Origin of the sequence: Conexibacter sp. CPCC 205762 (assembly GCF_030646155.1) — a bacterium.
Lineage (GTDB): Bacteria > Actinomycetota > Thermoleophilia > Solirubrobacterales > Solirubrobacteraceae > Conexibacter.
On sequence record NZ_JAUTDN010000026.1, the window covers coordinates 33,497 to 56,705 of the forward strand.

Sequence of the window (23,209 nt, forward strand, 5' to 3'; positions counted from 1 at the left end):
GGCGGCGCGGCGGGCGGACGGACGGCGTGGCCGGCGGGCGGACGGCGCTGACGGTCAGCGCGCCGGCAGCGCCGCGGCGGCGGCCTGGAGCGCGCTGACGGCGGCGGCGAGCGGCGGCGGGCGGCGGCTCGTGCGCGGCAGCACCGCGAACACCTGCCGCGTCGGCGAGTCCTCCAGCTCCACGACGGCGACGTCGGGCCGCTGCGCCGCGCGCAGGCCCAGCTCGGCGACGAGCGCGACGCCGACGCCGGCCGCGACGAGGCTCTGGACGGCGACGTAGTCGTCGGTCGCGAAGGCGATCTCAGGCTCGAAGCCGTCGCCGGCGCAGGCGTGCAGGAGGTGACGCCGACAGCGGTCGCAGCCGGCGATCCAGGTCTCCCTTGCAAGATCGCGCAACCGCGCGCGATCTCTGCCGACGAGCGCATGGCCGGGCGGCACGACCGCCAGCAGCGGATCGTCGAGCAGCGGCACCAGCTCGACACTGGAGTCGGCGTCGTGGGCCGCCTCCGGATACGCGAAGGCGAGCACGAGATCGACCTCGCCGCTCTGCAGCAGCTCCAGCGCCTCCGGCGGCTCGTGCTCGACGAGCGTGATCGCCAGCGCGGGGTGGTCGGCGCGCAGCTGCGCCAGCAGCGGAGGCACGAGCGTCGCGGTCGCGCTCGGGAAGGCGGCGATCCGCAGCTGACCGGTCCGCAGCCTCGCGAAGTCCGCCAGCTCGTGCTCGGCGAGCCGCAGCCGTGCGACGACGTCGCGGGCATGGAAGCAGAGCGCCTGGCCGGCCTCGGTCAGTCTGACCCCGCGCCCGGCGCGCGTCACGAGCGCCAGACCGACCTCGTCCTCCAGCCTCGCGATGTGATGGCTGACGGCCGGCTGCGTGTAGTCGAGCGCTCGCGCCGCTCCCGAGAAGCTGCCGTGCTCGGCGACGGCGAGCAGGATCTGCAGACGGCGGACGTCGAGCACAGGCTCTCGATTGTCGCATGACGTCCGTTTGATCGAGATCTCGTGGAGCTGGCATCGCCCGTCCTCAAGCGCTGGATCGAGCGAGTGCGGCGCGGGTTCGCATGAGGCGATCGGGCTGATCGAACGCTCTACACGCTCCGCAGGTGCAGCGTCGCCACGTCGTCCTCGAGCAGGTTCTGATTCGCTGCGATCGCGGCCTCTGTCAGTCGCGGGCCGAGCGCTCCCAACGCGCGTTCCGCGGCGTTGAGCGTGGCGATCTCCTGAAGCAGACGCGCCTCGCCCCACCGCTCGCTGCTGCCTGGTCGTGCACGTCCCTCGACGAGCCCGTCGGTGTAGGCGAACAGGGTGCCGTCGCCCTCGAGTTCGATCTCCTGCTTGATCCACGGTCGCGTTTGATCGGCGAGGCCGAGAGGCAGACCTGGCGACAGGTCGAGGATGAGCGCATCGCCGGACTCGGGGATCCAGAGGGGGGCGGGATGGCCAGCGCTGAGCACCACGAGGCGTGGGTCTGGCAGCAGGCAGGCGAGCAGTGCGGTCACGAAGATCGCCTCCTCGCCGGTCTCCCTCACCAGCTCGTCGAGCCGTTGAGCGATCTGCTCGATGGTGAGAGCCTCGTCGTGCTGGAGCGTGAGCCAGGCCCCTCGCAGCGCGACGGCGAGCGCGGCGGCTTCCGGTCCGTGCCCGCATACATCGCCGAGGACGAATGCGATCCCACCTCCTTCAAGCGCTCGCACGTGCGCGAAGTCGCCACCCAGCAGCAAGCGTCGGGTACCGGGCTGATAGGTGACCGCGACGCGGCCGCTGAGCCGCTGGTCCAAGCGTGCCGGAACGAGCGCGCGCTGCAGCCGTCGGCTCAGCTGCTCGACTGCGGCTGCCTCGCGCGCGGCCTCTTGATGCGCCGCAGTCTCAGAGCGATGACGAGCTGTCTGCGCTTCGCGAGCACGTCTGTTCGCGGTCTCGGCCTCCAGTGCGAGCGCCTGTGCGCGCAGGATCTCCTCTGCCAGCCGTCCCAGCGCCGCCAAACGCTTGATCGCGCTCGTCGGCCAGGCGCGCGGTCTGTGATCGATCGCGCAGAGGGTGCCGATCACGTCGCCCTCGGTCCCGCGCAACGGGACGCCCGCATACGCAGCGATCTCAGCGTCGCCGGTCCCGAGGTCGCCGGGCGCTCGCATGTCGTGTCGGGCATCGTCGATGAGCAACGGTGCGGCATCGCGCACCACGAGTCGGCAGAACGAGTGGGCCAGAGGTGTCAATCGCTGCGAGGCCAAAGGCTCTGGCAGGCCTGAGGAGCCTTTGCAGAGCTGCTCGTATCCGCTGGCGATCGAGACCAGCGCCACCGGCACGCGGAGCACGTCGACTGCGACCTCGGCCAAGCGGTCGAATGCACCGTCGGAGCGCCGATCCCTCACCCATGCCTGGTCTATGGGCCCAAGCTGATCCGCAGCACCTCGCTCGAAGCTGCTCATGTTGCGCGCGAGACTACCGGTGCTGCGCGGTCGCTCGGTACGTCGAAGGAGTGCTGCCGGACCGTGCCCAATTGCAGATCGCGCGCGTACTCGGTCTCGACGATCTGCCTGGCGGCATCGAAACTCTGCGTGCGCCTGATCACGGTTGACCTGCGCCGGTGCTCAGGCATTCTCGCTCCGGAAATCCGCCTCAACGCTCATCAAACTTCCATCGTTGCTGGTACGGGCGACGACGCTCCGATATTCCTTAACGTGGTGCGAGATCCAGCTCGTGACAAGCACGCCCTCCAGGAGGCTGTCGTCGACAGGGCTCCGCCTGTGAGCACGATAGCTCAGGAGTTGGAGCGTCAGCGGCTGCTCGACCGAGAGCGGCGGATCCGGAGGGTGCTGCGATCGCTGCAGGCGATCGCCGCTGGTCGACGGGACAGGCTTCCGCGCGCGTTGGCGCTGAGCATCGCGGATCTCGAACGGCAGCTCCGCGAGGTCACCGAGCGGCTTTCCGTCCGGGCCTGATCAAGCTGGCTGACCGACGCGGTCGCGTTCGACGTGGCGGTGGGCGTGCGCGAGCGCCTGGTCAAGCGTCGGCAGGACGTGGTTCTCGTGCACGAGCTGGTCGAGCGTTCCGGTGCGCTGGAGCAGGCGCTGGTGCTCGGGGCGCAGCGACGCGAGCAGGACGGTGATGCCGCGCCGCTGCAGATGGTCGATCAGGTCGCCGAGCGCTTGCGCCCCGGTGCTGTCGAGCACGCGCAGCCGGCCGAGCCGGAGGATCACGACGTTGACGTCGGTGACCTCGGTCAGCTCCAGCAGGAACCGCTGCGCGGCGCCGAAGAAGAGCGCGCCGTCGAGCCGGTAGGCGACGATGTGCTCCTGCAGGAGGGCGTGCTCGAGCGCGGGGTCGATCGCCTCCCCGTCGGCGGCCGCGAGCTGCTCGCGGTCGAACGTGCTGCTGTCGGCGACGGCGCGCAGCGCCAGCGCCGCGGCGAGCGCGACGCCGACGCCGACGGCGATCACGAGGTCGAAGACGACCGTCGCGGCCGCCGTCGTGAGCAGCAGCGCGGCGTCGCCGCGCGTCGAGCGGACGATCCGGGCGACGGTGCCGAACTCGACCATCCGCACGGCCGTGACCATCAGCACGCCGGCGAGCGCGCCGAGCGGGATCCGCTCGATCAGCGGCGCGAACGCGAGCACGATCGCGGCCAGCACGACGCCGTGGACGATCGTCGCCGCGCGCGTGCGGGCTCCGGAGCGGACGTTGACGGCGGTGCGCGCGATCGCGCCGGTCGCCGGCATCCCGCCGAAGAACGAGACGGCGACGTTCGCGAGGCCCTGCCCGACCAGCTCGCGATCGGGGTCGTGGGGCTCGGCGTCGCCCATCCCGTCCGCGACCTTGGCCGAGAGCAGGCTCTCGATCGCGGCCAGCGCGGCGACGGCGACGATCGCGGAGAGGAGGCCCGGCAGCTCGTCCGGCGAGAGCGACGGCAGCGCGGGGGCGGGCAGGCCCGACGGGATGTGGCCGATGTGCGCGACGCCGAGCCCGGTCAGCTCGACCAGCGCGGTCGCGGCGGCGACCGCGAACAGCGAGGCGGGCAGGGCGCGGTGCAATCGCGGCAGGCCGGTCATCAGCCCGGCCACGAGCGCGACGAGCGCGAGCGTCGTCCAGTCCCGGCCGGCCCAGTCGCCGAGCGCGGCGGCGGCGACGAGCGCCGTGTTCTCGCCGTCGGGCTTGGGGACGCCGAGCGCGGCGGGCACCTGCTGGAGGAAGATCAGCAGCGCGATCCCGAGCGTGAAGCCCTCGATGACCGGCCACGGGAGGATCCCCGCGTAGCGCCCGAGCCGCAGCGTGCCGGCGGCGACGAGCAGCAGACCGGCCGCGAGCGCGACGACGAGCACGCCGCCGGGACCGACCGAGGCGACGACGGGCACGAGCACGACCGTCATCGCGCCGGTCGGGCCGCTGACCTGGACGTGGGAGCCGCCGAAGACGCCGGCGACGATGCCCGCGACGATCGCGGTGACGATGCCGGCCTCGGCACCGAGGCCCGAGGTGACGCCGAAGGCGAGCGCGAGCGGCAGCGCGACGATCGCGACCGTCACGCCGGCAAGCAGGTCTCCGGGCCACGAGCGCGAGAGGTCGCGATAGTCGCGCCGAGATGGCAGCAGTCGTCTGACCGCGGGCCTCCTCACAGCAGTGGGCGCTCCTGATCGCGCAGGTCGGCGTCGAGGCAGAGCGACGCGGCGTGCAGCCAGATCTGCTCGGGACGCTCGCGTGCGAGCGCAGTGCGGCGCCGCAGGAACCGCCGCATCTGTCGTGGCGGGCCGACGGCGATCAGCGGGCCGGTGAGCGCGTAGCGACGATCGGCCAGGGCGACCAGCGCGCCGGGGGCGTCGGTGCGGCGAAGCACCAGACGAGCGACCGCCACGCCTTGGACCTCGCTCGGATTGCCGGCATTGCCGTCGCCGGCCTGCCATCTGCGAAGAGTGAAGATCGGACCGTTCACGCGGGAGGTTGCGGGAGCACTGCGAAGCGACCAGCCGCGGTGAGCGGCGCGATGCCAAAAGGTATCAATAACTTCAAGGATTCGTATCTTAGAAGAACTGAAGATGTTTCCGCGTGTCGATCCTCTGTCGCGAGCGCGACGGCCGTGCCGATGACGTGCGGTATCGTCGGGCAGATGCCGAGCCGTGAGTCGTCTCCGCTGATGAGAGGCCCGGACGGGGAGGTGCATCCGATCTATCGCCTCAAAGCGGACATGTTCCGTCTGCTGGGGCACCCCGCCCGCGTTCGCATCCTCGAGCTGCTGCGCGACGGCGAGCTGACCGTCGGCGAGCTGCAGTCCGCGCTCGAGCTCGAGTCCGGCGGGACCTCGCAGCACTTGACCGCGATGCGCCGGCAGGGCGTGCTCGAGAGCCGCAAGGACGGCGTGAAGGTCTACTACCGCGTCAAGGACCCGCGCACCTTCCAGCTGCTGGCCGTCGCGCGCGAGATCCTCACCTCGCAGCTGCAGGAGAGCAGCGCGATCCTCGGCGACCTCGCCGCGCCGGCGGCGAAGCACAGGGCCGTCAGGCGGTAGCGCCCGCGCGCGTGGATCAGCGCGCGGGCGGCTCGTGGCGCGGCAGCCGCTCGTCGAGCCGTCGCAGCAGCTCCGGAAGCGAGCCTGCCGTGAAGTCGGCTCCGGCGGCTCGCGCGATCTGCTCGTCCGAGACGGCCTGGCCGCCGAGCACGACCAACGGGGCGAACGGCAGCGCGCGCAGGCGTGCGCACGCCTTGCCGACCTCGGGCAGATGGCTCGACAGCGCGACGGAGATCGCGACGACCGAGGCGTTGCGGGCGACGGCCAGCTCGGCGAGCGCGGGACCGGGCGTCATCGCGCCGAGGTGGAGCACGTCCCAGCCGTCGGCGTCGAGGAAGTCGGCGACGATGCGGCTGCCGACCGCGTGCAGCTCGTTCGGCCCGCAGGCGACGATCACGGTCCGGTGCCGGCGCCGAGATCGCGCGAGGCGGCTGGCGAGGTCGGCGACGATCACCTCGCTGAGGCTGGTCGCGAGATGCTCTTCGGCGATCGTGACCGTCGATCTCTCCCAGCCGTCGCCGATCGCGCTCAGGGCGGCGGCGACGACCTGCGTGTAGACGGCCTCGGGCGCAAGCAGCTCCAACGCGTCGCCGATGCATGCGCGCGCCGCGACGACGTCGCCGTCGAGCAGCGCGCGGAGGTAGCGGTCGAGCAGCGACGAGAGCTGGGTGTGGGACGGGTCGACGGTCATCGGGCGCGCGGGAACCGGTCTTCGTCCGCGTCCGACAAGGGCTGGGGCGTTCGCCGTCAGTCGACCGCGGATGAGTATCTCACAGGCCGAGTCTCGCGGGCGGGCTGTTGGCGTCAGCGCCGCTTGGCCGCGGTGACGCTGCGCGTTCCGGAACAGCGCGAGGTCGCGATCGAGATCGACGCCTCGCCGCTGAAGCGGCCGTCGCGCAGCCGACCGATCACGACTGCCTCGAGTCGTCTGCTCTTCGTCTGCAGGCGGCCGGTGACGGACCCGTCAGGCGCGATCCGCGCCGACTCGACGCCTGCGAAGAGAATCTGGAGTCCGTTCGTCTCGACCGTCGGTCCGATGCAGAAGGCGGTCACGCTCGCGCTGAAATCGCGCAGCAGACGTCCGCCGCCGGTGACGCGGAACGCGACCTTCGCTTTTCCGGCCGGGGCGGCATAGGCGCCGTCGTCGCGGGCGCTGGTGACGCGGCCGCGGTCCGGGCGGACACGCAGCTCGCGGGGCGATCCTGCCGAACGTGCGGCAGCCGTCTCGACAACGGCGCGCAGCCGCTGCCGCCCCGCAGGCAGCGTCACGTAGAAGTCCGTTCTCTTTCCGTATGCCGCTCTCCCCAGCGCGACCCAGCGTCTGCCGGCCTGCCGCTGGAGCGTCACCTGCGCGCCGCCCACCTCGGCGTCGGAGCGCACCTGCAGCTTCGTCAGATATCCGGCATAGACCGCTCGCGGCGCCGCGATCCGGCTCGCGACCGGTGTCGCCGTGACGCGAAAGGAGCGAACGGGGCCCAGCTCGAGCTGGCTGCCGCCGCAGCCGACGCAGCTGCGCGACACCTGCCAGAAGACGCGCCCTCCGACCTGTTCCGGGGAGGTCGCGGAGTCCTCCGTGTCGAGCACCGTCGTGCACGTGGCGCCGTCCCCGGACGGCGTGATCGGTCGTGCGCTCGCATAGCGCGTCGCCAGCACGCCGCGCGCGTCGAGCGCCGGGGCCGGCGAGAAGGCGACGTCGTAGTCCTCCGCCGAGCCGACGTCGACGATCGGCGCCTCGACGTCGCCGAACACGTCCTTGCGATACGCGGGGCAGCCGAACCGCACCTCGATCCCGCTGCGGTCGGCCTTCACCTGCGCGCCGTCTCCCGGCGAGACGGACGTGATCGGCGGGTCGCCGGGAAGCGCTCCCGCAGGGGCGGCGAGGACCGCCAGGGAAACCAGCAGCACGGCGAGGATCCGGATCATGGCTTCGACCGATTCCCGAAACCCCGCTTTCCCGAACGTCGTTGCGGCGCTGTCTCGTCAGGGGGCCGGCGGGAGGCTGAACGCGCCGCCGGCCTGCGCGAAGGCGGTCTGCGGTCCGCCGGCCCAGGAGGCGGTGACCGTGCCGGCGGTGGGCATCACGACGACGCCGGTCAGCGGCTGGTCGGCGGGAGCGTCGACGGCGATCGAGACGCTGCCGCTGCAGGCGCCGTAGCGGCCGCCGCAGGCGGCGTCCAGCTCGTTCGGGCCCGCTCCCCACTGCAGGCCGGCGCTGTTGGAGAGGAAGCTGGCGGCGGGGTCGAAGGAGAAGGTCGAGCCGCTCGGGAACCCGATCGTCAGCTGCTGCCCGGGGCCGATCTGCCCGAGCTGGAGCGTCAGCAGGTTCGCGGGCCCGCCGTCGTCGATGAACAGCGAGACGCGGCCGAGGTCGCCCTTGACGCCGCGGTCGGCGCGGCGTGCGAGCGCGGCGAGCGCGCTGCCAGGGGCGACACGGCGCAGCGGCTTGACGGAGAAGACGAGCTGGTCGCGGCGCCGGTCGTAGCGCGGTCGCGAGAGCTGCAGCAGCACGAGGTCGCGGCCGGCGGGCGCTCCGGTCAGCTCCAGCGCCGCGTTCGGGGCGTCGCCGCCGAAGCTGCGGGACCAGCCGGAGACGAAGCGGGCGAGCCCGATCGAGCCGCCCGTGCGGGCCGGCCGGTCCGCGAACGTGGTCACGCGCCCGAGCGGGCGCGCGAGCGTGAGGCGCCAGCCGCCGCCGACCTGGCGGAGGGTGGCGTCGGCCGCCTGCTGCACGTACAGCGTGCCGCCCGGCGCGGCGCCGGCGGTCGGCGCCGCGACGGCGAGTGGCAGCGCGACGAGGGCGGCGCCGGCCCACGTCCGGACGACGAGACGACGGAAGGTTCGATCTGGGCGCATCGATGGGACTCCTGGGCGGAAGGTTGGCAGGGGCGCATCCTCGCGCTGCGGCGGACGGCCCGCATCAGTAGTCCGCTACTGAACCTGCGGGACGCCCGCTGACGCAATTCGCGGTCAAGCGCTCAAGGTGCGTGAGAAGCCGGCCGATATCTGGACAGGTGTTGGAGCGAGTGTCCAGGTCCGGTGCATCGCGGGGGCGCGGTTCGCGCTGGTGGAGCGTCGCCGCCGTGCTCGCGGCGGCGATGCTGCTGACGGCGTTCGCGCTCGAGCTCGCCGACACGCAGGCGAAGGTGCGGCGCGACGTCACCGACCGCGTGCACGAGCGGGCGACGCTCGCGACCTCGCTGCTCGACGCCTTCTTCCAGTCCTCCGCCCAGCAGCTCGGCGAGGACCCGAACCGCTACGGAGGACGCGTCGTCTCCGCCGCGACGATGGAGGCCGGCCGCGGCTCGCACGCCTATCTGCTGCTGCTCGATCCCGCCGGCGAGCGTGTGCTGGCAGCCTCGGGCGGCTTCACCGCGCAGGCGCGCGCCGACCTCGCCGACTCCGCCGCCGTGCGGCTCGTGCGCGACGGCCACCGCTACGGCCTCGGGAACATCCTTCCCTACGGCGGCAGCGGCGTGATCAACCTCGCGGTGCGGATCCCGACCGACAACGGCGATCGGATCCTGGTCGCCGGGATGCTGCCGTCGACGCTGAGCCAGTTCCTCGTCGCAGAGCTCGCGAAGATCCCCGGGGTCGCCGGCGCCTACAGCTACCTGATCGACGGCAATCGCGCGCTGATCGCGTCGACGAACCCGAGACTGGCGACCGGGCACGTCTTCCGCAGACCGGCCGAGGTCAGAGCGCTGGCGCAGAGCTCCGGCATGATCAACGGCCGCTACTACGATCAGGTCCGCTTCAGCTCCTCGACCTGGCGGCTGCTGCTCGCGGCGCCTGCCAGACCGCTGTTCGCGAGCGTCTCGGGGGTCCGCAGATGGCTGCCGTGGGGCATCCTCGCGTCGCTGCTGCTCGTCTCGCTCGCCGCCTTCGCGCTCGCCCGCCGCGCGCAGCGCGCCGGCGACCGCGCTCGCGCCGCCAACGTCGCGCTCGGCGACCTCAACGACGAGCTGGCGCGGGCCAACGATGCGCTCAGCCGCCGCGCCGCGGAGCTTGCCCGCTCCAACGACGAGCTCGACCAGTTCGCGTCGATCGCCTCGCATGACCTGCAGGAGCCGCTGCGCAAGGTGCGGACGTTCACGGGCCGCCTCCAGACGATGGAGTCCGAGCGGCTCTCAGAGAAGGGGATCGACTACCTCGAGCGCGCGAACTCGGCGGCTGCCCGGATGCAGCAGCTGGTCGAGGACCTGCTGCGCTACTCGCGCGTCGCGACGCAGGGGCAGCCGTTCGTGCCCGTCGACCTCGCCGTCGTCGCGCGCGAGGTGCTCGCCGATCTCGACCAGGAGGTCGAGCGCAGCGGGGCGACCGTCACGGTCGGCGAGCTGCCGACGATCAACGCCGATCCGCGGCAGATGCGGCAGCTGCTGCAGAACCTCGTCTCCAACGCGCTCAAGTTCGCGCGCGCGGACGCGACGCCGACCGTCGAGCTCGCTGCGACGCACGTCGACCGCCGCGCCGTCCTGACCGTGCGCGACAACGGGATCGGCTTCGAACCGCGCTACGAGGAGCGGATCTTCCGCGTCTTCGAGCGTCTGCACGGCCGTCACGAGTATCCGGGCACCGGCATCGGGCTGGCGCTCTGCCGCAAGATCGTCGAGCGCCACGGCGGCTCGATCAGAGCCGACGGCGTCCCCGGCGTCGGCGCGACCTTCACCGTCGAGCTGCCAACCGACCGAACAGAGGAAGTCATCGTGATCCGCTCCGACGACGAGCGCGGCGCGCACATGCGCGACGCGGAGGAGACGCTCCATGTCTGACCGCGGCAAGCCGCTGGTGATCCTGCTGGCCGACGACGACGAGGACGATCGCGAGCTGACGCTGGAGGCGCTCGAGCACGGCCGCCTGCTGAACGAGCTGCGCACGGTCGTCGACGGGCAGGAGCTGATGGAGTACCTGCGCCGCGAGGGCGCCTACGCGGACAGCCTCGCGGAGGCGCCGCGCCCCGGGATCATCCTGCTCGACCTCAACATGCCGCGCAAGGACGGCCGCGAGGCGCTCGCCGAGATCAAGGCCGACCCGCTGCTGCGCCAGATACCGGTCGTCGTGCTGACGACCTCCAGAGCGGAGGAGGACATCCTGCGCACCTACGACCTCGGCGTCAGCGGGTTCGTCACCAAGCCGGTGACGTTCGCCGGGCTGGTCGAGGTGATGCGCGTCTGGACCGAGTACTGGTTCGAGGTCGTCGAGCTGCCGAGACAGGGGGTTGGCGATGCCCTTCCCACGTGAGCCGGTCAAGGTCCTGCTGGTCGACGACGACGAGGACGACTACGTCGTCACGAGCGACCTGCTGGGGCGGCAGGACCGCGCCCGCTTCGCGGTCGAGTGGTGCCGCGACTACGAGCAGGCGCTGCGGGCGATCCGCGCCGGCGGTCACGACGTCTACCTGTTCGACATCCATCTCGGCGCGCGCAGCGGGCTCGACCTCGTGCGCGAGAGCGCCGGCATGCGCGCGAACGCCCCGGTGATCATGCTCACCGGTCGCAGCGACTACGAGCTCGACCTCGAAGCGACGTCGCTGGGCGTCACCGACTACCTCGTCAAGCAGGAGCTCGACGGCTGCTCGCTGGAGCGCTCGATCCGCTACGCGATGAACCATCAGCGCGCGCTGAACGACCTGCGCCGCAGCGAGGAGCGCTACGCGCTGGCGGTGCGGGCTGCCAACGACGGCCTGTGGGACTGGGACCTGACGCGCGACCGCATCTACTTCTCGCCGCGCTGGCACGCGATCCTCGGGCGGCAGGAGGAGACCCGCGAGGCGGATCCGGACGCATGGCTGTCGCGCGTCCACCCCGACGACCTCGAGCTCGTGCGCGCCGCGATCGACGCGCACGTCAGCGGCCGCACCCCGGTGCTGGAGGTCGAGCACCGGATGCTGCACGTCGACGGCACGTGGCTGTGGGTCCTCAGCCGCGGCCTCGCGATCCGCGACGAGGACGGGGCCGCCACGCGGATGGCCGGATCTCTCTCCGACGTCAGCGAGCGGCGCCGGGCCGAGCAGCGCCTTCAGCACGACGCGCTCCACGACGGCCTGACCGGCCTGCCGAACCGGGCCCTCTTCACCAACCGGCTCGAGCATGCGCTGCGGCGCACGACGCGCGAGCCGAAGCCGCGCTGCGCCGTCCTCTTCATGGACGTCGACCGCTTCAAGCTCGTCAACGACGGGCTCGGTCACGCGGTCGGCGACGAGCTGCTCGTCGCGCTCGCCGCGCGCATCTCGGCGCTGCTGCGGCCCGCCGACACCGTCGCGCGGCTCGGTGGCGACGAGTTCGCGATCCTGCTCGACGACGTCACACGGGCAGAGGACGCGCTCGCGGCGGCCGAGCGGATCCAGCAGCAGACGAGATCCGAGGTCCTGCTCGACGGCCGCTCGCTGTTCGTGACCGCCAGCATCGGCATCTGCCTCGCCGACGGCGAGCGCTCGGCAGCTGAGCTGCTGCGCAACGCCGACATCGCGATGTACGACGCGAAGCGCCGCGGCGGCGGCAGCAACGCCGTCTTCGACGAGGGCATGCACCGCCGTCGCATCGACCGGATGGCGTGCGAGCACGAGCTGCGGCACGCGGTCGAGGACGCGCTGCTGGAGGTCCACTACCAGCCGATCGTCGACCTCGCCAGCGGACAGGTGACGGCGCTGGAGGCGCTCGCCCGCTGGCCCTCCGACTGGTCGCCGGTCTCGCCGGGCGAGTTCATCCCGATCGCGGAGGAGACCGGCCTGATCAGAGCGCTCGGGCTGCACGTCCTGCGCTCCGCGCTGTCGGCGCTCGCAAAGCTGCGCACCGATCGCAGCGCCTCCGCCGACCTCTCCGTCAGCGTCAACATCTCCGGCCGGCACATCGTCGACCCGCAGCTGCCCGAGCAGGTCGCCTCCGCGCTCACGCGGGCCGGCCTGCCGCCGCAGGCGCTGACGCTGGAGATCACCGAGAGCACGCTCGTGCACGAGCCGGAGCTGCTGAGAGAGCTGGTCGACGGCCTCTGCACAGCCGGCGTCGGGCTGCACCTCGACGACTTCGGCACCGGCTACTCGTCGCTGGCGGCGCTGCAGCGGCTGCCGGTCGACGCGCTGAAGATCGACCGCAGCTTCGTCGCCGCGCTCGACGAGAGCAGCGACGTGATCGTCCGCTCCACGATCACGCTCGCGCACAGCCTCGGCATGCGCGTCGTGGCGGAGGGGATCGAGACGCCCGAGCAGCTCGCGCGCCTGAAGGCGCTCGGCTGCGATTACGGCCAGGGCTACCTCTTCTCACGTCCGCTGGACGCGGAGGGCACACGCCGTCTGCTCGCCGACTGGCAGCCGCGCGCCGTCACCGCCCCGCCGCGCTCGGCGCTGCGCGCGTAGACGCGCCAGCAGGCGCGTCTCAGCGCAGCGCCTGCCAGCCGATGCGGCCCGGTCCGAGCGCGCTGCCGCCGGTCGTCCGCGCGAACGCGAGCCCGCTGATCGCGAGCCGCGGTCTGCCGCCGCGCGCCGGGACCGTGTAGATCGAGCTGAAGTTGCCGCTCGCGCGCTCGTACGCGATCGCCGTGCCGTCGGGTGACCAGACCGGCCAGGAGGCCCCTCCGCCGCTCGTCAGCCGCAGCGCGCTCGTGCCGGCTCCGCGCGCGCCGACCCCCATGCGCCAGATCGCGCCGTTGCGGGCGAACGCGACCGCGGTGCCGCCCGGCGACCACGCCGCCTGGTCGCCGCCGGCGCTCGTCAGCCGCGTCAGCCCGCTGCCGCCGGCGCCGATCGCGTAGAGCTGTCTGGCATGCGTGAAGACGATCCGGTTGCCGCTGCTCCAGTCAGGCGCCGTCGCGTCGCCGAGGCGGGTGATCTGCGTCAGCCCCGCCGCCGTCGCGGGTGCGGCGGCGAGCGCGAGCGTGAGCGTGTAGAGGTCGGTCTGACCTCCGGACGCGCCGCTCTGCCCCTGGAAGACGAGCTGCGTCGAGGCGGCGCTCCCGAACGGGGTCGGCGCGAACGACGGCTGCTGGTCGCTCGCCGTCTGCGGCGGCAGCAGCGCGATGCCGGTCGCGTCCGCGGCGGCGATCGCGAGCTGTCCGCTGCCGCTCGCGGTCGAGGCGCTGAACGCGACGACGCTGCCGGAGTTGTTGAACGCGACTCCCGAGCCGGCGGCGCAGCTCGGTCCGTCCGGATATGCGGGGTCGAACGGCTGGTCGCCGCACGCCTCGCCCGTCCAGCCGAGCCGCTTCGCGTTCGCGGGCGCGAACGGGAGGCCGGTGAAGAGCCCGGAGGTGAGACCGTCGTCGGCGTCCCCGGCGCCGTAGCTCACGCCGAGGCGGCCGTTCGCGCCCGGGAACGTCGCCTGCGCGGAGGGGGCGAGCAGCAGTGCCGCCGCGGCGGCGGCCACCAGCGCTGAGCAGGAGCGGGAGAGCGGATGGAGCACGAGACACCTCGGGTCGGGATGCCGGACAGCTTCGTATACCAGACCGGCACGGAAGGCCGCCCGCGTGCCGCCGCCCTCGGCCGTCTCAGTCGATCGGCTCGATGCGGCGCAGCAGCGTCGCGGCGGCGGCGACCGCGAGGTCGCGGTCGTGCGTGACGGCGAAGTCGAACCGCCGCTGGGCCTCGGGTCCGTCGTCGCCGAGGTCTCGCGCGACCAGCGCCGCGGCGAAGTGGTGGCCGACGACGACGACGCTCCATTCGTCGGCCAAACGGTCGGGGACCGGCAGCCGCCCGCCGCGCACGCCGCGCGCGGGCTCGGCCGGCAGGTCGACGCCGAGCGCGCCGACGAAGGCGGCACGCGCCGCGAGCCGCTCGTAGCGCCGCGCGGTCGCCGGGGTGAAGCGCTCGGCGGTCTGGAAGGCCGAGAGCACGACGACGTCCCGGTCGAGGCTCTCGGCGGCCTCCTCGAGCTGGTCGGACATCGCCAGCAGCAGCGGCTTGGTCGAACGCTCCACCGGGCGCACCCGGCGCACCACGTCATACGGCGTCGCGCCGGCGACGGGAAGCGTCCCGGAGACGCGCGGAACGCGACCGGCGACAGGCTCCGCCGGCAGCGGCCCGGGACGCCCGAACAGCCAGCCCTGCCCGAGCGTCGCACCGACGGCGCGAGCGACCTCGCGGTGCTCCTCCGTCTCGATTCCCTCGGCGATCACCTGCGCGCCGGTCCGCTCGCGATGTGCGCGGACGGCGTTGACGATCGTCGCCAGCTCGCGCGTCGGGCGCTGCTGGACCAGCCGCAGGTCGAGCTTGACCACGTCGGGCGCCAGCAGCGGCAGGAGCGCGAGCGAGCTCGTCTCCGCGCCGATGTCGTCGACGGCGACGCCGAGCCCGCGCTCGCGCAGCCGGTCGACGGTCTGCAGCAGCTCGGCGGGGCGCGACGCCAGCGCACGCTCGGTCAGCTCGACGACGACGTCGCGGCCCCGCGCCAGCGCGCGGACCCGGTCGCGCACGTCGCTCGGCACCGTCTCGCCGAGCGCTTCGGGCTCGACGTTCACGAACAGCGTCGTGTCGAGCGCGGTCGAGCACTCCAGCGCCGCGAGCCGGCAGGCCCAGTCGAGCTCGACCAGCCGGCCGGCGGCGCGCGCGGCCGCGAACAGCTGGTCGGGACGGGCCAGCGCCGCTCCCGGCAGGCCGCGCGCGAGCGCCTCGTAGCCGACCGGGCGGCCATCGGCGAGGTCGACGATCGGCTGGAATGCGGGACGCAGGCCTCCGGGCCGGAGCGCGGCGTCGAGCGCGTCGGTGTCGCGCGCGGCGACTGGGGCGGATTCGGGCATCTCAACGCCAGCATCGGCGCTCCACGAGGGCGACTCAAGCGGATTTGCCGCCGCGGTCACCACGCGAACGCCGCGATGTCGCGCAGCACGGTGGGGGAGAGCGCCGAAATGCCGGCTGGCGCAGCGAGGGCGCCGCCGTTCCGTGTCATGGCCGGAGTGCGCCTGCGCGCGCGGCGGCGAGGAAGACCGAGGTCACGGCGCCCTGTTCGGGCGATTTCATGCGGAACAGGCCGCTCTCCTCGGCCTGACGCGAGAAGCGCTCGTTCTGCGCCCGTCTCTCTGCGCTCCAGCGGCGCTGCGGCGGCGTCCAGATGCCGCCCGGGTTGAGCGCGTTGGCGACGACGCCGTCCGCGGCCCAGCGGCGCGCCGCCTCGACCGCGAAGAGCACGTTGGCGCGCGATCGCCGGCGCGTGGTCACCGGTCAGCGCGACCTTCACCGCCACGCTCGCGGACGACGACGAGGACCACGAGAGGCCGGTTCACGCGTGCGTGAACCGGCCTCTCCGTTCAGTGTCGAGGGCCGTCGGCACCGTCGGTCTCGATGCGCTCTCTGCGGACCTCCTCGGAGATCTGCTCCTCACCGGTGACGGTCTCGGTGTCGAGCCGGACGCGCTCCTTGGCGACGGTCTGCTTCTCGACCACGGGCTCTTCGGCGTGGAGCACGACCTCGTGCTCTTCCTCGGAGATGCCGGGGCCGTCGAGCGCGTCGTCGCGGTTGGCGTCGCTGATCGGCTCGCGCTCGATGCGGACCTCTTCGTGGCTGACGGGGACGGTCTTGGTGACGTTCTCGGTGACGACGTACTTGCGCAGCCGCACGCGGCCGGTCTCGACCTCGCGCGTGCCGACGCGCAGCTCCTCCTCGGAGCGGGTCATCGCGTCGTCGGTCGTCGGGCCCGAGGTATCGTGGCCGACCGCTCGGCGCTCGTCGTCGCGCGAGGCGTCCCCGCCTCCGCTCGTGCCGGCGGCCAGGCCGGTGTCGGAGCCGGCCTCGGAGTAGCTGAGTCCGTAGTGACGGTAGAGCGCGGCCTCCTCCTCTTGGGAGAGCTCGCCGTCGGCCTCCGCGTTGGGCGCGTCCTTGACGTGGCCCTTGTCGTACGGGACGCGGACCTCGCCGTCGTGCTCGGCGGCCTCCGCGAGCGGCACGAAGGACACGTTGCCGCCGAAGAGGCCGGTGCGGACAGCGAGCCATTCGGGCTGGTCGGTCTGCTGGTCGAGGTAGATCTCCTCGATCGTGCCGAGCTTGTCGCCGTCGGTGCTGTAGAGCTTCTCGCCGCGCCAGGCGTTGATCTGGTCGATCGTGGGCATGCGGGTGGTCCTCCTCGTGGGGGTGGGATGGGTCATCGGTCGGTGGGGAGCCGGCTGGCGCGCGCGCCAGCCGCGGGCGCCGCGACGCGCTGCTCGTCACGCGGGGTGCGTCGCGCATCGACGGGCTGGCGAGGCGGGTCGTCGACGACGGTCTTCTTGCGCCGAGGGGCGAGCGTGTTGAAGAGCAGGATCACGGCGGCGATCGCCCACGCCAGCTCGGTCGCGCCGTTTGCGGCGGCGAGGCCGAGGACGCCGTCGCCGCTGACCAGCGCGATCAGCGCGCAGGCCGCGAGCGCGAGGCCGACGACCAGGCTCATCGTCTTGGCGAGCAGGTGCTGGGCGGCGCCGAACAGCAGCAGTCCGCCGGCGATCGCGGTGAACATTCCCGTCCAGCCGTTGGCGCCGAAGATCCCGAAGAAGACCTTGCCGTCGGGCTTCGCGCTGCCGTCCGGGAACTGCGACAGCGGCGGGAAGTCGTTCTGCTTGTAGAGCAGGTAGAGGCCGGCGGCGAGCAGGATCGTGCCGAGCACGAGCGCCGGGCCGCGAGCCAGGCCGGCGCCCTTCTCGGTGTGGGTGGCGTTCTCGTGCGCCATCGGGATCACCGGCTCGCGGGGCGCGACTTCGCCAGCATCTCGTCGAAGCCGTCGAGCCGCTGCTGAAGGGGGTCGTCGACGCTGATCGAGACGAACATGGGCACGACCTTTCGAGAGACGTGAACGCCTCCGGTCAGTGGAGCCGAGACAAATCAGAACATCTCGGCGGACTCTCAGACCAGCTTCCCTGCTGACTGAGCGATACACCGGATTAGTCCGGACAGTTTGTGTCGTTTTGTTCTGGACATGCTCTGGGTGTGCCACGCAGAAGACGCTCGCGCCAACAGCGCTCCGACGGAGCCGCCAACCGCGTCCACATCCTCGCCATCGCCGGCGAGCAGCTGAGCCGCAGTCCGCGGACCTCGATGGAAGAGGTCGCCAAGGCCGCCAACGTGAGCCGCGGCACCCTCTACCGCCACTTTCCGACGCGCGCGGATCTGTTGGCGGCGATCAACGACGAGGTCCGCCAGGTCGCGACGGAGAACGTCGAGGACAGCCTGCGCCCGCCAGGAGAGCTCGCGCGCGCGACGCCGACGCCGCTGTCGGTCGCCGACGTGCTCAACAAGGTCCCGCCGCATCTGCTCGGCGACCAGATCGTCGCCGAGGCCCAGCGCATCAAGGGCGTCTCGGCGGCGGCCGTCTACCTCGTCGATCTCGAGGGCACGAACCTGACGCGGCTGGCCGGCCCGCAGGCGTTCCCGCAGACGCTGCCGGTGCCGCTCGCGGTCGGGACGGAGATCCCGCGCGAGGGCTTCCCGGCGCTGCTCGCGATGATCGAGGAGCACCTTCCGGGCACGGCCGTCGCCCCGCTCGCGCTGCGCGGGCGCGCGATCGGCGTGCTGGTCGCGGTCGGACACGCCGACGACGGCCTCGACGACCTCGCCTACGAGGCGGCCGCGGCACTCGCGCTGGCCGAGCACTACACCGACCACCTCGACGCGATCCGCCGTGTGCGTGCCACCAGCCCGGCGGCCGAGATCCAGCAGAACCTGCTGCCGCCGCGCATCGTGCGCACCGCCGGAGCGATGATCGCCGCCAACGTCCTGCCCGGCTACGAGATCGGCGGCGACTGGTTCGACTATGCCGAGAACGCCAGCGGCACCTGGATCGGGACCGCCGACGCCGACGGCAACGGCCCGGCGGCGGCCGCGCTGGCGTCGGTCGCGCTGGGCGCCTTCCGCTCAGGGCGGCACCAGACGCTCGAGCTGGTCGAGATCGTCGAGCTGATGGACGACACAGTCCGGCAGATCTTCAGAAGAAAGACCGTCACGACCACGATCGGCCTCTGGGTCGCGCCGACGTCGACGTTCTCGTGGATCTCCTGCGGCGAGCTCGGCCCGATCGTCGTCGATGCGCAAGGCGTCGGCGACCTGCTCGAGGGCCCCCGACTGCCGCCGCTGGGAGCGACCAGAAGACTGCGCGACATCAAGGTCCGCACCCGCCGGCTCAACGACGGCGACCGGCTCGTGCTCGCATCGGACGGCGTCGTCAACCGCACCTATCCAGAAGGCAACGCCCTCAGCATCCAGGGGATCGTCGACGCCATCCGCGACGCGCCATCAGCCTCGGCCGCCGGCGCCGTCAGCGCCGTCGAAGCCGTCATCCGAACGATCAACGACGAAGACCTCGTCGACGACGCGACCATCGCCGTTCTCACGCCCGTGCTCATGCCCAGCGAACGCTGACCGAGTCAGCGATTCGCTCGACGACAACCTGACGGCCGGACGTACCCGCGCGCAGCTGCGGCGACTGCGAACCGCGAGATCGTCCTCGGTCGCGACGATCGAGCCGCCCCGACGACCTGGTGCAAGAACTGTGCGAGAACCAGGGCTGCGGCGTCGGCCTGTTCTCGACCGGAGACGAAGAAAGCCCCGCCCGGAGGCGAGGCTTTCTCGGAGTACCGCTACGGGGATTCGAACCCCGGTTTCCGCCGTGAGAGGGCCGCCCTAGAGGCCGAGATCTTCCTAGATGTCCAGTATCACTGGGCAGAAGACCCGATATGGGGAGCGCTCAGCGATCCCCGGAATCAGGCCGGCGTGTACGGAATGTGTAAGGCTTGCTGTCCTGTTTCTCGCCGCCAGTGGTACGTCACCTGCTCGCGGGCGAGCAGGGCGACGAACGCTTCGCGTGCACCAGGCTCGTCCAACGTGGTGGCGAGAAGCTGCCAGCACGTTAGGACGCGACACACCGGAAGAAGGTATTTAGCGATTCTACCTCTTGGCGTGGCGGAGTGAGCGGGCCCGCGGGCGCGCCACCCTGCCGGTCGCTTCTCGTCACCGTCTGGTGAACGATCGGCGGTCTGGGTTCGCGTGTTGCCCGGCGGTTCCCGCACGAGCGATTCTCGGTGCAGCGACTCTGTGCGCAACCCCTGACCCTGCCGGTGACGGCCGCTCGACGCCGCGTCGGGCGCGCGCTACGATCTGGCGCGGAGTCGGTCTCCCTCGCGAAGCGGGGTCAGGGAATCCGGTCAGAGTCCGGAGCTGGCGCGCAGCGGTGGGGACGCAAGACGCGGCCATGGAGCCACTGGGACCTGAGGTCCTGGGAAGGTGAGCCGTGTGCGTCCGAGCCCGAAGACCTGCCGACTTCCCGCCCTCGGTGGCGGCATCCGATCATCACGGCCTCGCGTACAGGCTGTCGGTTGAAGGGAGCAGTGCGATGGATGTCGAGCAGTCGGCCGCTCAGCGGCGTGTGGCGGTCTTCTCGCCGGTCGAGAAGCCGCGCGCCTTCGCGTATGTCGTCGCCGAGATCGAGCGTGAGCTCGTCGCCGGCCGGATCCGCGTCGGGGACCGGCTCCCGGGCGAGCGCCAGATGGCGGAGCAGCTGGGCGTCAGCCGCGCGACGGTGCGCGAGGCGCTGCGCGCGCTCGAGCTGTTCGGGCTCGTCGAGGCGCGGCGTGGATCGGGCGGCGGCAGCGGCTCACACGTCGTCGCCGGCACCGACGCGGGGCTGCGCTGCGCCTGGCGGCTGCACGCGCTCGCGACCGGCGCGAAGGCGAGCGACCTGCTGCATCCGCTGGCGGTCGTCCAGCAGCATGTGGCGACCACGTTGGCGCGCGAGCGGCGCGGCAGCGTCGGCGAGCAGCTGGCGGACGCAAACCGGGCGGTGGCGGCGTCCGACGACTGGCAGCAGCTGCTGCGCGCCGACGTCGAGCTGCACGTCGCCGCCGCGCGCCTCATCTCCGACCAGCTCGCCTCCGGCTGCGCGGCGCTGGCGTCCGCCGCGGGCGACGAGCTGCTCGGCGCGCGGCGCGGCGCGAGCGTGCAGGCGGTCGCCGGACGCGTCGCGGCCGAGCACTGCCTGCTGTTCGACGCGATCGATCGCGGCGACGCCGCCGCCGGCGCGCTCGCGTTCGCGCACGCGCTCGGCGACCCGCTCGCGTCCAAGCCGCTGGCCGTCGTCGCCTGAGCAGCCGCGTGCCGGCGGCGCCCGCCACGCGGCGGGCGTCAGCCGTGCGCGCCCGGACCGCGGCGCTCGTCGTCCATCACGTGCCGGTAGAAGCGGACGACGTGCGCGCGCAGCGCGTTGGCCGCACCCTCGGGCTCTCTCAGCTCGATCAGGTCGACGATCTGGCGGTGCTCGTCGAGCAGGCGGCCACGCTCCTCCTGCCAGTCGGAGAGGCGCTCGAAGCCGTCGAGCATCGCGCGCCGCATCGCGCCGCGCAGCGCCTCCATCAGCACCGGCAGCAGCGCGTTGCCCGACGCTCTCGCCAGCTGCACGTGGAACTCGGTGTCGCGCTCGTGGTAGATGCGGATCGTCGACGCCTCGGCCATGTCGTCGATCAGCTCGCGCAGCTGGACGATCGACTCCTCGGTCGCGTTGACGGCGGCCTGCTCGGCGACCTGGCGCTCGAGCGCGGCGCGAACCTCGACGATGTCGTTGGCGGGGATCCTCAGCAGCCCGGCGTGCAGCCGCAGCACGTTCTGGAGCCCGCTCTGGGTCTCCGCCGCCAGCACCGAGCCGGCCTCGGGGCCGGTCCCGCGGCGGGCGACCACGACGCCGAACATCTCCAGCACCCGCAGCGCCTCGCGCACCGAGGCGCGGCTGACGCCGAAGGTCTCGGCCATCTCGCGCTCGGACGGCAGGCGGTCGCCCAGCTGCAGGCGACCGCCGATGATCGCGTCCTCGATCTGAACGACGATCTGCTCGAACGCGCGGAGCTGGTTCAGGGGCCGGAAGGGCGAGTTGGCAGCTGGCCGGACCATTGGCCTGAACGTATCATGGCTTGGCCTGGCCGAAGCCACCTACCGTGGCCCAGCGCGCCCAGCTCACGCGCCCGCGGCCGGCGGCGCCAGCTGCGCCAGGAACGGCCGCAGGTCCGGGTAGGTCGAGGTGGCCCACGCGCCGTCGACGAACAGGTTCGCGCCGGAGACGTAGCCGGCGTCGTCGCTGCCGAGGTACAGCGCCGCCGCGGCCATCTCCTCCGGGCTGCCGACGCGCTTGAGCGGGATCCGCTCCAGGTAGGCCTCGGTCGCGCCGGGCAGCTCGGTCAACGCGGCCGTCAGCGGCGTGGCCGTCAGCCCCGGCGAGACGGTGTTGACGCGGATCGCGTGCTCGGCCAGCTCGAGCGCCCCGCACTGGCTCAGCATCGCGACGCCCGCCTTCGCGCTGCAGTAGGCCGAGCCGCCGAACATCGGGACGGTCGAGTTGAGCGACGCGATGTTGACGATCGCGCCGCCGCCGCCCTCGCGCAGCGCGCGCCCCTCGTGCTTCATCGACAGGAAGACGCCGGTCAGGCAGAGGTCGAGCACACGGCGCCAGTCCTCCTCGGACTGCTCCAGCAACGACCCGCCGCCGCCACCGCCCGCGACGTTGAAGCCGGCGTGCAACCCGCCGAACCGATCGACCGCGGTCGCCACGAGCCGCTCGACGTCGGCCTCGCTGGTGACGTCGGCCGCGACCCCGTGGCAGCGATCGCCGAGCTCGCGCTCAAGCTCCGCCAGCCTGTCCGCCGAGATGTCGCCGGCGACGACCGAGGCGCCCTCGGCGACCAGGCGCCGCACGATCGCGGCTCCGATCCCGGATGCGCCGCCGGTCACGACCGCGACTCTTCCTGCATACCGTGCGTTGTCCGCGCTGCTCATCGTCTCTCCTGTCGCCGTGTCCGCCGGGTGCTCACCGCGCGACCGCGGCGGCGAGGTATCTGTCGATTCGCTCGACCGCGGCCTGCGCGGCCGGCAGCGGAGCGGAGTCGAAGCCGTGCTCGAGGCCCGGCAGCAGCTGCAGCTCGCAGTCGACCCCGCAGGCGCGCAGGCGCCAGGCGAGGAAGATCGAGTCGTCGACGAGCGAGTCGCCGGCACCGACGCTGACGAGCGTCGGCGGAAGGCCGCTGAGGTCGGCGTACAACGGCGAGACGTCCGGGTCGTCGCGCAGGTCGGCGTCGGGGACGTAGCAGTCGTAGAACCACTCGAGCGAGCGCCGCGTGATCAGGTAGCGGTCGTCGCCGTAGCGCTGGCTGGGCGTCATCGTCAGGTCGTAGTTGCCGTACAGCAGGTTGGCGGCGACGACGGCGCTGTGCGCGCCGTCGCGCTTGAGCCGCAGCAGCGTGCAGAGCGCCAGGTTGGCGCCGGCCGACTCGCCCGCGATCACCAGGCGCGGCGGCGCCGACAGCGCCTCCTCGGCGTGCTCGGCGACCCAGCGCGTCGCGTGCTCGCAGTCGTCCAGCGGGGCCGGGTGGGGATGCTCGGGCGCGCGGCGGTACTCGATGCTGACGGCTGTCATGCCGGTGGCGGCGATGACCTGCTCGAGCCGCTCGTCCTGCAGGTCGGCGGCGCCTATCGTCCATCCGCCTGCATGGCAGTGGACGTAGACGCCGGTCGGCGCGGGGCTGTCGATCACCCGCAGCGCGATCTCGCCGCTGGGTGACGGCACGCTCAGCGTCCGCGCGCGCGGCGAGCGGTACGGCTCGCCGGCGCGGGTCATCACGCCGCGCAGGTGCTCCAGCGACACTGGCGGGAACGTCCAGCCCAGCTGCGCCATCCCGCCCACGAGCGCCTCGTTGAACGCTCGCACCTCCTCGTCGGCGGCGGCGTCCTCAGCCGTCGCCGGAATTGCGGCGATCTCGCTCATTGCTCTCTCCTGAATTGACGTCCTG

At 72.4% G+C, this 23,209-nt stretch carries 22 protein-coding genes and 1 riboswitch; of the genes, 7 read left to right on the forward strand and 15 right to left on the reverse strand.

Going from position 1 to position 23,209, the window contains the following annotated elements:
* Window positions 1-54 precede the first annotated feature (54 nt).
* Entirely contained in the window at window positions 55-960 is a 906-nt protein-coding gene (locus tag Q7L73_RS18515; RefSeq protein WP_304693268.1) for a LysR family transcriptional regulator, read from the reverse strand.
* Window positions 961-1,088: 128 nt separating this feature from the next.
* Entirely contained in the window at window positions 1,089-2,426 is a 1,338-nt protein-coding gene (locus Q7L73_RS18520) for a PP2C family protein-serine/threonine phosphatase (protein ID WP_304693266.1), read from the reverse strand.
* Window positions 2,427-2,555: 129 nt separating this feature from the next.
* Here Q7L73_RS18520 and Q7L73_RS18525 point away from each other — a divergent pair, with 129 nt between their 5' ends.
* Window positions 2,556-2,939, forward strand: coding sequence for a hypothetical protein (locus tag Q7L73_RS18525; RefSeq protein ID WP_304693264.1), 384 nt, complete (start codon window positions 2,556-2,558; stop codon window positions 2,937-2,939).
* Here Q7L73_RS18525 and Q7L73_RS18530 read toward each other — a convergent pair whose 3' ends face one another.
* Together Q7L73_RS18530 and Q7L73_RS18535 are read right to left on the reverse strand one after the other, a co-directional pair.
* Window positions 2,940-4,610, reverse strand: coding sequence for a SulP family inorganic anion transporter (locus Q7L73_RS18530; RefSeq protein WP_304693262.1), 1,671 nt, complete (start codon window positions 4,608-4,610; stop codon window positions 2,940-2,942).
* Window positions 4,607-4,846: a hypothetical protein gene (locus tag Q7L73_RS18535; RefSeq protein WP_304693260.1), complete on the reverse strand. Its 240-nt coding sequence runs from the start codon at window positions 4,844-4,846 to the stop codon at window positions 4,607-4,609. Before Q7L73_RS18535 ends, Q7L73_RS18530 begins: the two co-directional genes overlap by 4 nt.
* A gap of 330 nt (window positions 4,847-5,176) precedes the next feature.
* Between Q7L73_RS18535 and Q7L73_RS18540 the strand changes: the two genes are divergently transcribed.
* Window positions 5,177-5,497, forward strand: a complete 321-nt coding sequence (locus tag Q7L73_RS18540) for a helix-turn-helix transcriptional regulator (RefSeq protein ID WP_304693258.1) — start codon at window positions 5,177-5,179, stop codon at window positions 5,495-5,497.
* Between the two features lie 16 nt (window positions 5,498-5,513).
* On the opposite strand, the gene Q7L73_RS18545 is transcribed toward Q7L73_RS18540, so the two are convergent.
* The 3 genes from Q7L73_RS18545 to Q7L73_RS18555 all read right to left on the reverse strand — a co-directional run bounded on the left by Q7L73_RS18545 (window position 5,514) and on the right by Q7L73_RS18555 (window position 8,350).
* Window positions 5,514-6,188 (reverse strand): B12-binding domain-containing protein, encoded by a 675-nt coding sequence (locus Q7L73_RS18545; protein WP_304693256.1) that lies wholly within the window; start codon window positions 6,186-6,188, stop codon window positions 5,514-5,516.
* A 113-nt stretch (window positions 6,189-6,301) separates the two neighbouring features.
* Window positions 6,302-7,402 (reverse strand): hypothetical protein, encoded by a 1,101-nt coding sequence (locus tag Q7L73_RS18550; RefSeq protein WP_304693254.1) that lies wholly within the window; start codon window positions 7,400-7,402, stop codon window positions 6,302-6,304.
* A gap of 75 nt (window positions 7,403-7,477) precedes the next feature.
* Window positions 7,478-8,350, reverse strand: a complete 873-nt coding sequence (locus tag Q7L73_RS18555; protein ID WP_304693252.1) for a hypothetical protein — start codon at window positions 8,348-8,350, stop codon at window positions 7,478-7,480.
* Between the two features lie 227 nt (window positions 8,351-8,577).
* On the opposite strand from Q7L73_RS18555, the gene Q7L73_RS18560 reads away from it, so the two are divergent.
* From Q7L73_RS18560 to Q7L73_RS18570, 3 genes are read left to right on the forward strand one after another with little or no spacing between them, the layout of a single operon-like run.
* On the forward strand, window positions 8,578-10,266 hold the full coding sequence (locus tag Q7L73_RS18560; RefSeq protein ID WP_304693250.1) for an ATP-binding protein: 1,689 nt from the start codon (window positions 8,578-8,580) through the stop codon (window positions 10,264-10,266).
* Window positions 10,259-10,735, forward strand: coding sequence for a response regulator (locus Q7L73_RS18565; RefSeq protein ID WP_304693248.1), 477 nt, complete (start codon window positions 10,259-10,261; stop codon window positions 10,733-10,735). Before Q7L73_RS18560 ends, Q7L73_RS18565 begins: the two co-directional genes overlap by 8 nt.
* Entirely contained in the window at window positions 10,719-12,845 is a 2,127-nt protein-coding gene (locus tag Q7L73_RS18570; protein ID WP_304693246.1) for a bifunctional diguanylate cyclase/phosphodiesterase, read from the forward strand. The genes Q7L73_RS18565 and Q7L73_RS18570 overlap by 17 nt, the downstream gene beginning before the upstream one ends.
* Before the next feature lie 19 nt (window positions 12,846-12,864).
* On the opposite strand, the gene Q7L73_RS18575 is transcribed toward Q7L73_RS18570, so the two are convergent.
* From Q7L73_RS18575 to Q7L73_RS18595, 5 genes are all read right to left on the reverse strand, one after another.
* Window positions 12,865-13,887: a hypothetical protein gene (locus tag Q7L73_RS18575; protein WP_304693244.1), complete on the reverse strand. Its 1,023-nt coding sequence runs from the start codon at window positions 13,885-13,887 to the stop codon at window positions 12,865-12,867.
* Window positions 13,888-13,972: 85 nt separating this feature from the next.
* Window positions 13,973-15,220, reverse strand: a complete 1,248-nt coding sequence (locus Q7L73_RS18580; RefSeq protein WP_304693242.1) for an EAL domain-containing protein — start codon at window positions 15,218-15,220, stop codon at window positions 13,973-13,975.
* A gap of 145 nt (window positions 15,221-15,365) precedes the next feature.
* On the reverse strand, window positions 15,366-15,638 hold the full coding sequence (locus tag Q7L73_RS18585) for a hypothetical protein (RefSeq protein ID WP_304693240.1): 273 nt from the start codon (window positions 15,636-15,638) through the stop codon (window positions 15,366-15,368).
* Between the two features lie 89 nt (window positions 15,639-15,727).
* A complete protein-coding gene (locus Q7L73_RS18590) occupies window positions 15,728-16,525 on the reverse strand; it encodes a PRC and DUF2382 domain-containing protein (protein ID WP_304693238.1) in 798 nt (265 codons plus the stop codon).
* A 32-nt stretch (window positions 16,526-16,557) separates the two neighbouring features.
* Window positions 16,558-17,118 (reverse strand): hypothetical protein, encoded by a 561-nt coding sequence (locus Q7L73_RS18595; protein WP_304693236.1) that lies wholly within the window; start codon window positions 17,116-17,118, stop codon window positions 16,558-16,560.
* Window positions 17,119-17,375: 257 nt separating this feature from the next.
* Between Q7L73_RS18595 and Q7L73_RS18600 the strand changes: the two genes are divergently transcribed.
* A complete protein-coding gene (locus tag Q7L73_RS18600; RefSeq protein ID WP_304693234.1) occupies window positions 17,376-18,803 on the forward strand; it encodes a SpoIIE family protein phosphatase in 1,428 nt (475 codons plus the stop codon).
* 730 nt (window positions 18,804-19,533) lie between these two features.
* Window positions 19,534-19,716, forward strand: a riboswitch (cobalamin riboswitch).
* A gap of 57 nt (window positions 19,717-19,773) precedes the next feature.
* Window positions 19,774-20,523, forward strand: a complete 750-nt coding sequence (locus Q7L73_RS18605) for a FadR/GntR family transcriptional regulator (protein ID WP_304693232.1) — start codon at window positions 19,774-19,776, stop codon at window positions 20,521-20,523.
* Between the two features lie 38 nt (window positions 20,524-20,561).
* Here Q7L73_RS18605 and Q7L73_RS18610 read toward each other — a convergent pair whose 3' ends face one another.
* The 3 genes from Q7L73_RS18610 to Q7L73_RS18620 form a co-directional block, all read right to left on the reverse strand.
* Window positions 20,562-21,320 (reverse strand): FadR/GntR family transcriptional regulator, encoded by a 759-nt coding sequence (locus Q7L73_RS18610; protein WP_304693230.1) that lies wholly within the window; start codon window positions 21,318-21,320, stop codon window positions 20,562-20,564.
* Window positions 21,321-21,383: 63 nt separating this feature from the next.
* Window positions 21,384-22,199, reverse strand: coding sequence for an SDR family NAD(P)-dependent oxidoreductase (locus Q7L73_RS18615; protein WP_304693228.1), 816 nt, complete (start codon window positions 22,197-22,199; stop codon window positions 21,384-21,386).
* Between the two features lie 31 nt (window positions 22,200-22,230).
* On the reverse strand, window positions 22,231-23,184 hold the full coding sequence (locus Q7L73_RS18620; RefSeq protein WP_304693226.1) for an alpha/beta hydrolase: 954 nt from the start codon (window positions 23,182-23,184) through the stop codon (window positions 22,231-22,233).
* Window positions 23,185-23,209: the final 25 nt, after the last annotated feature.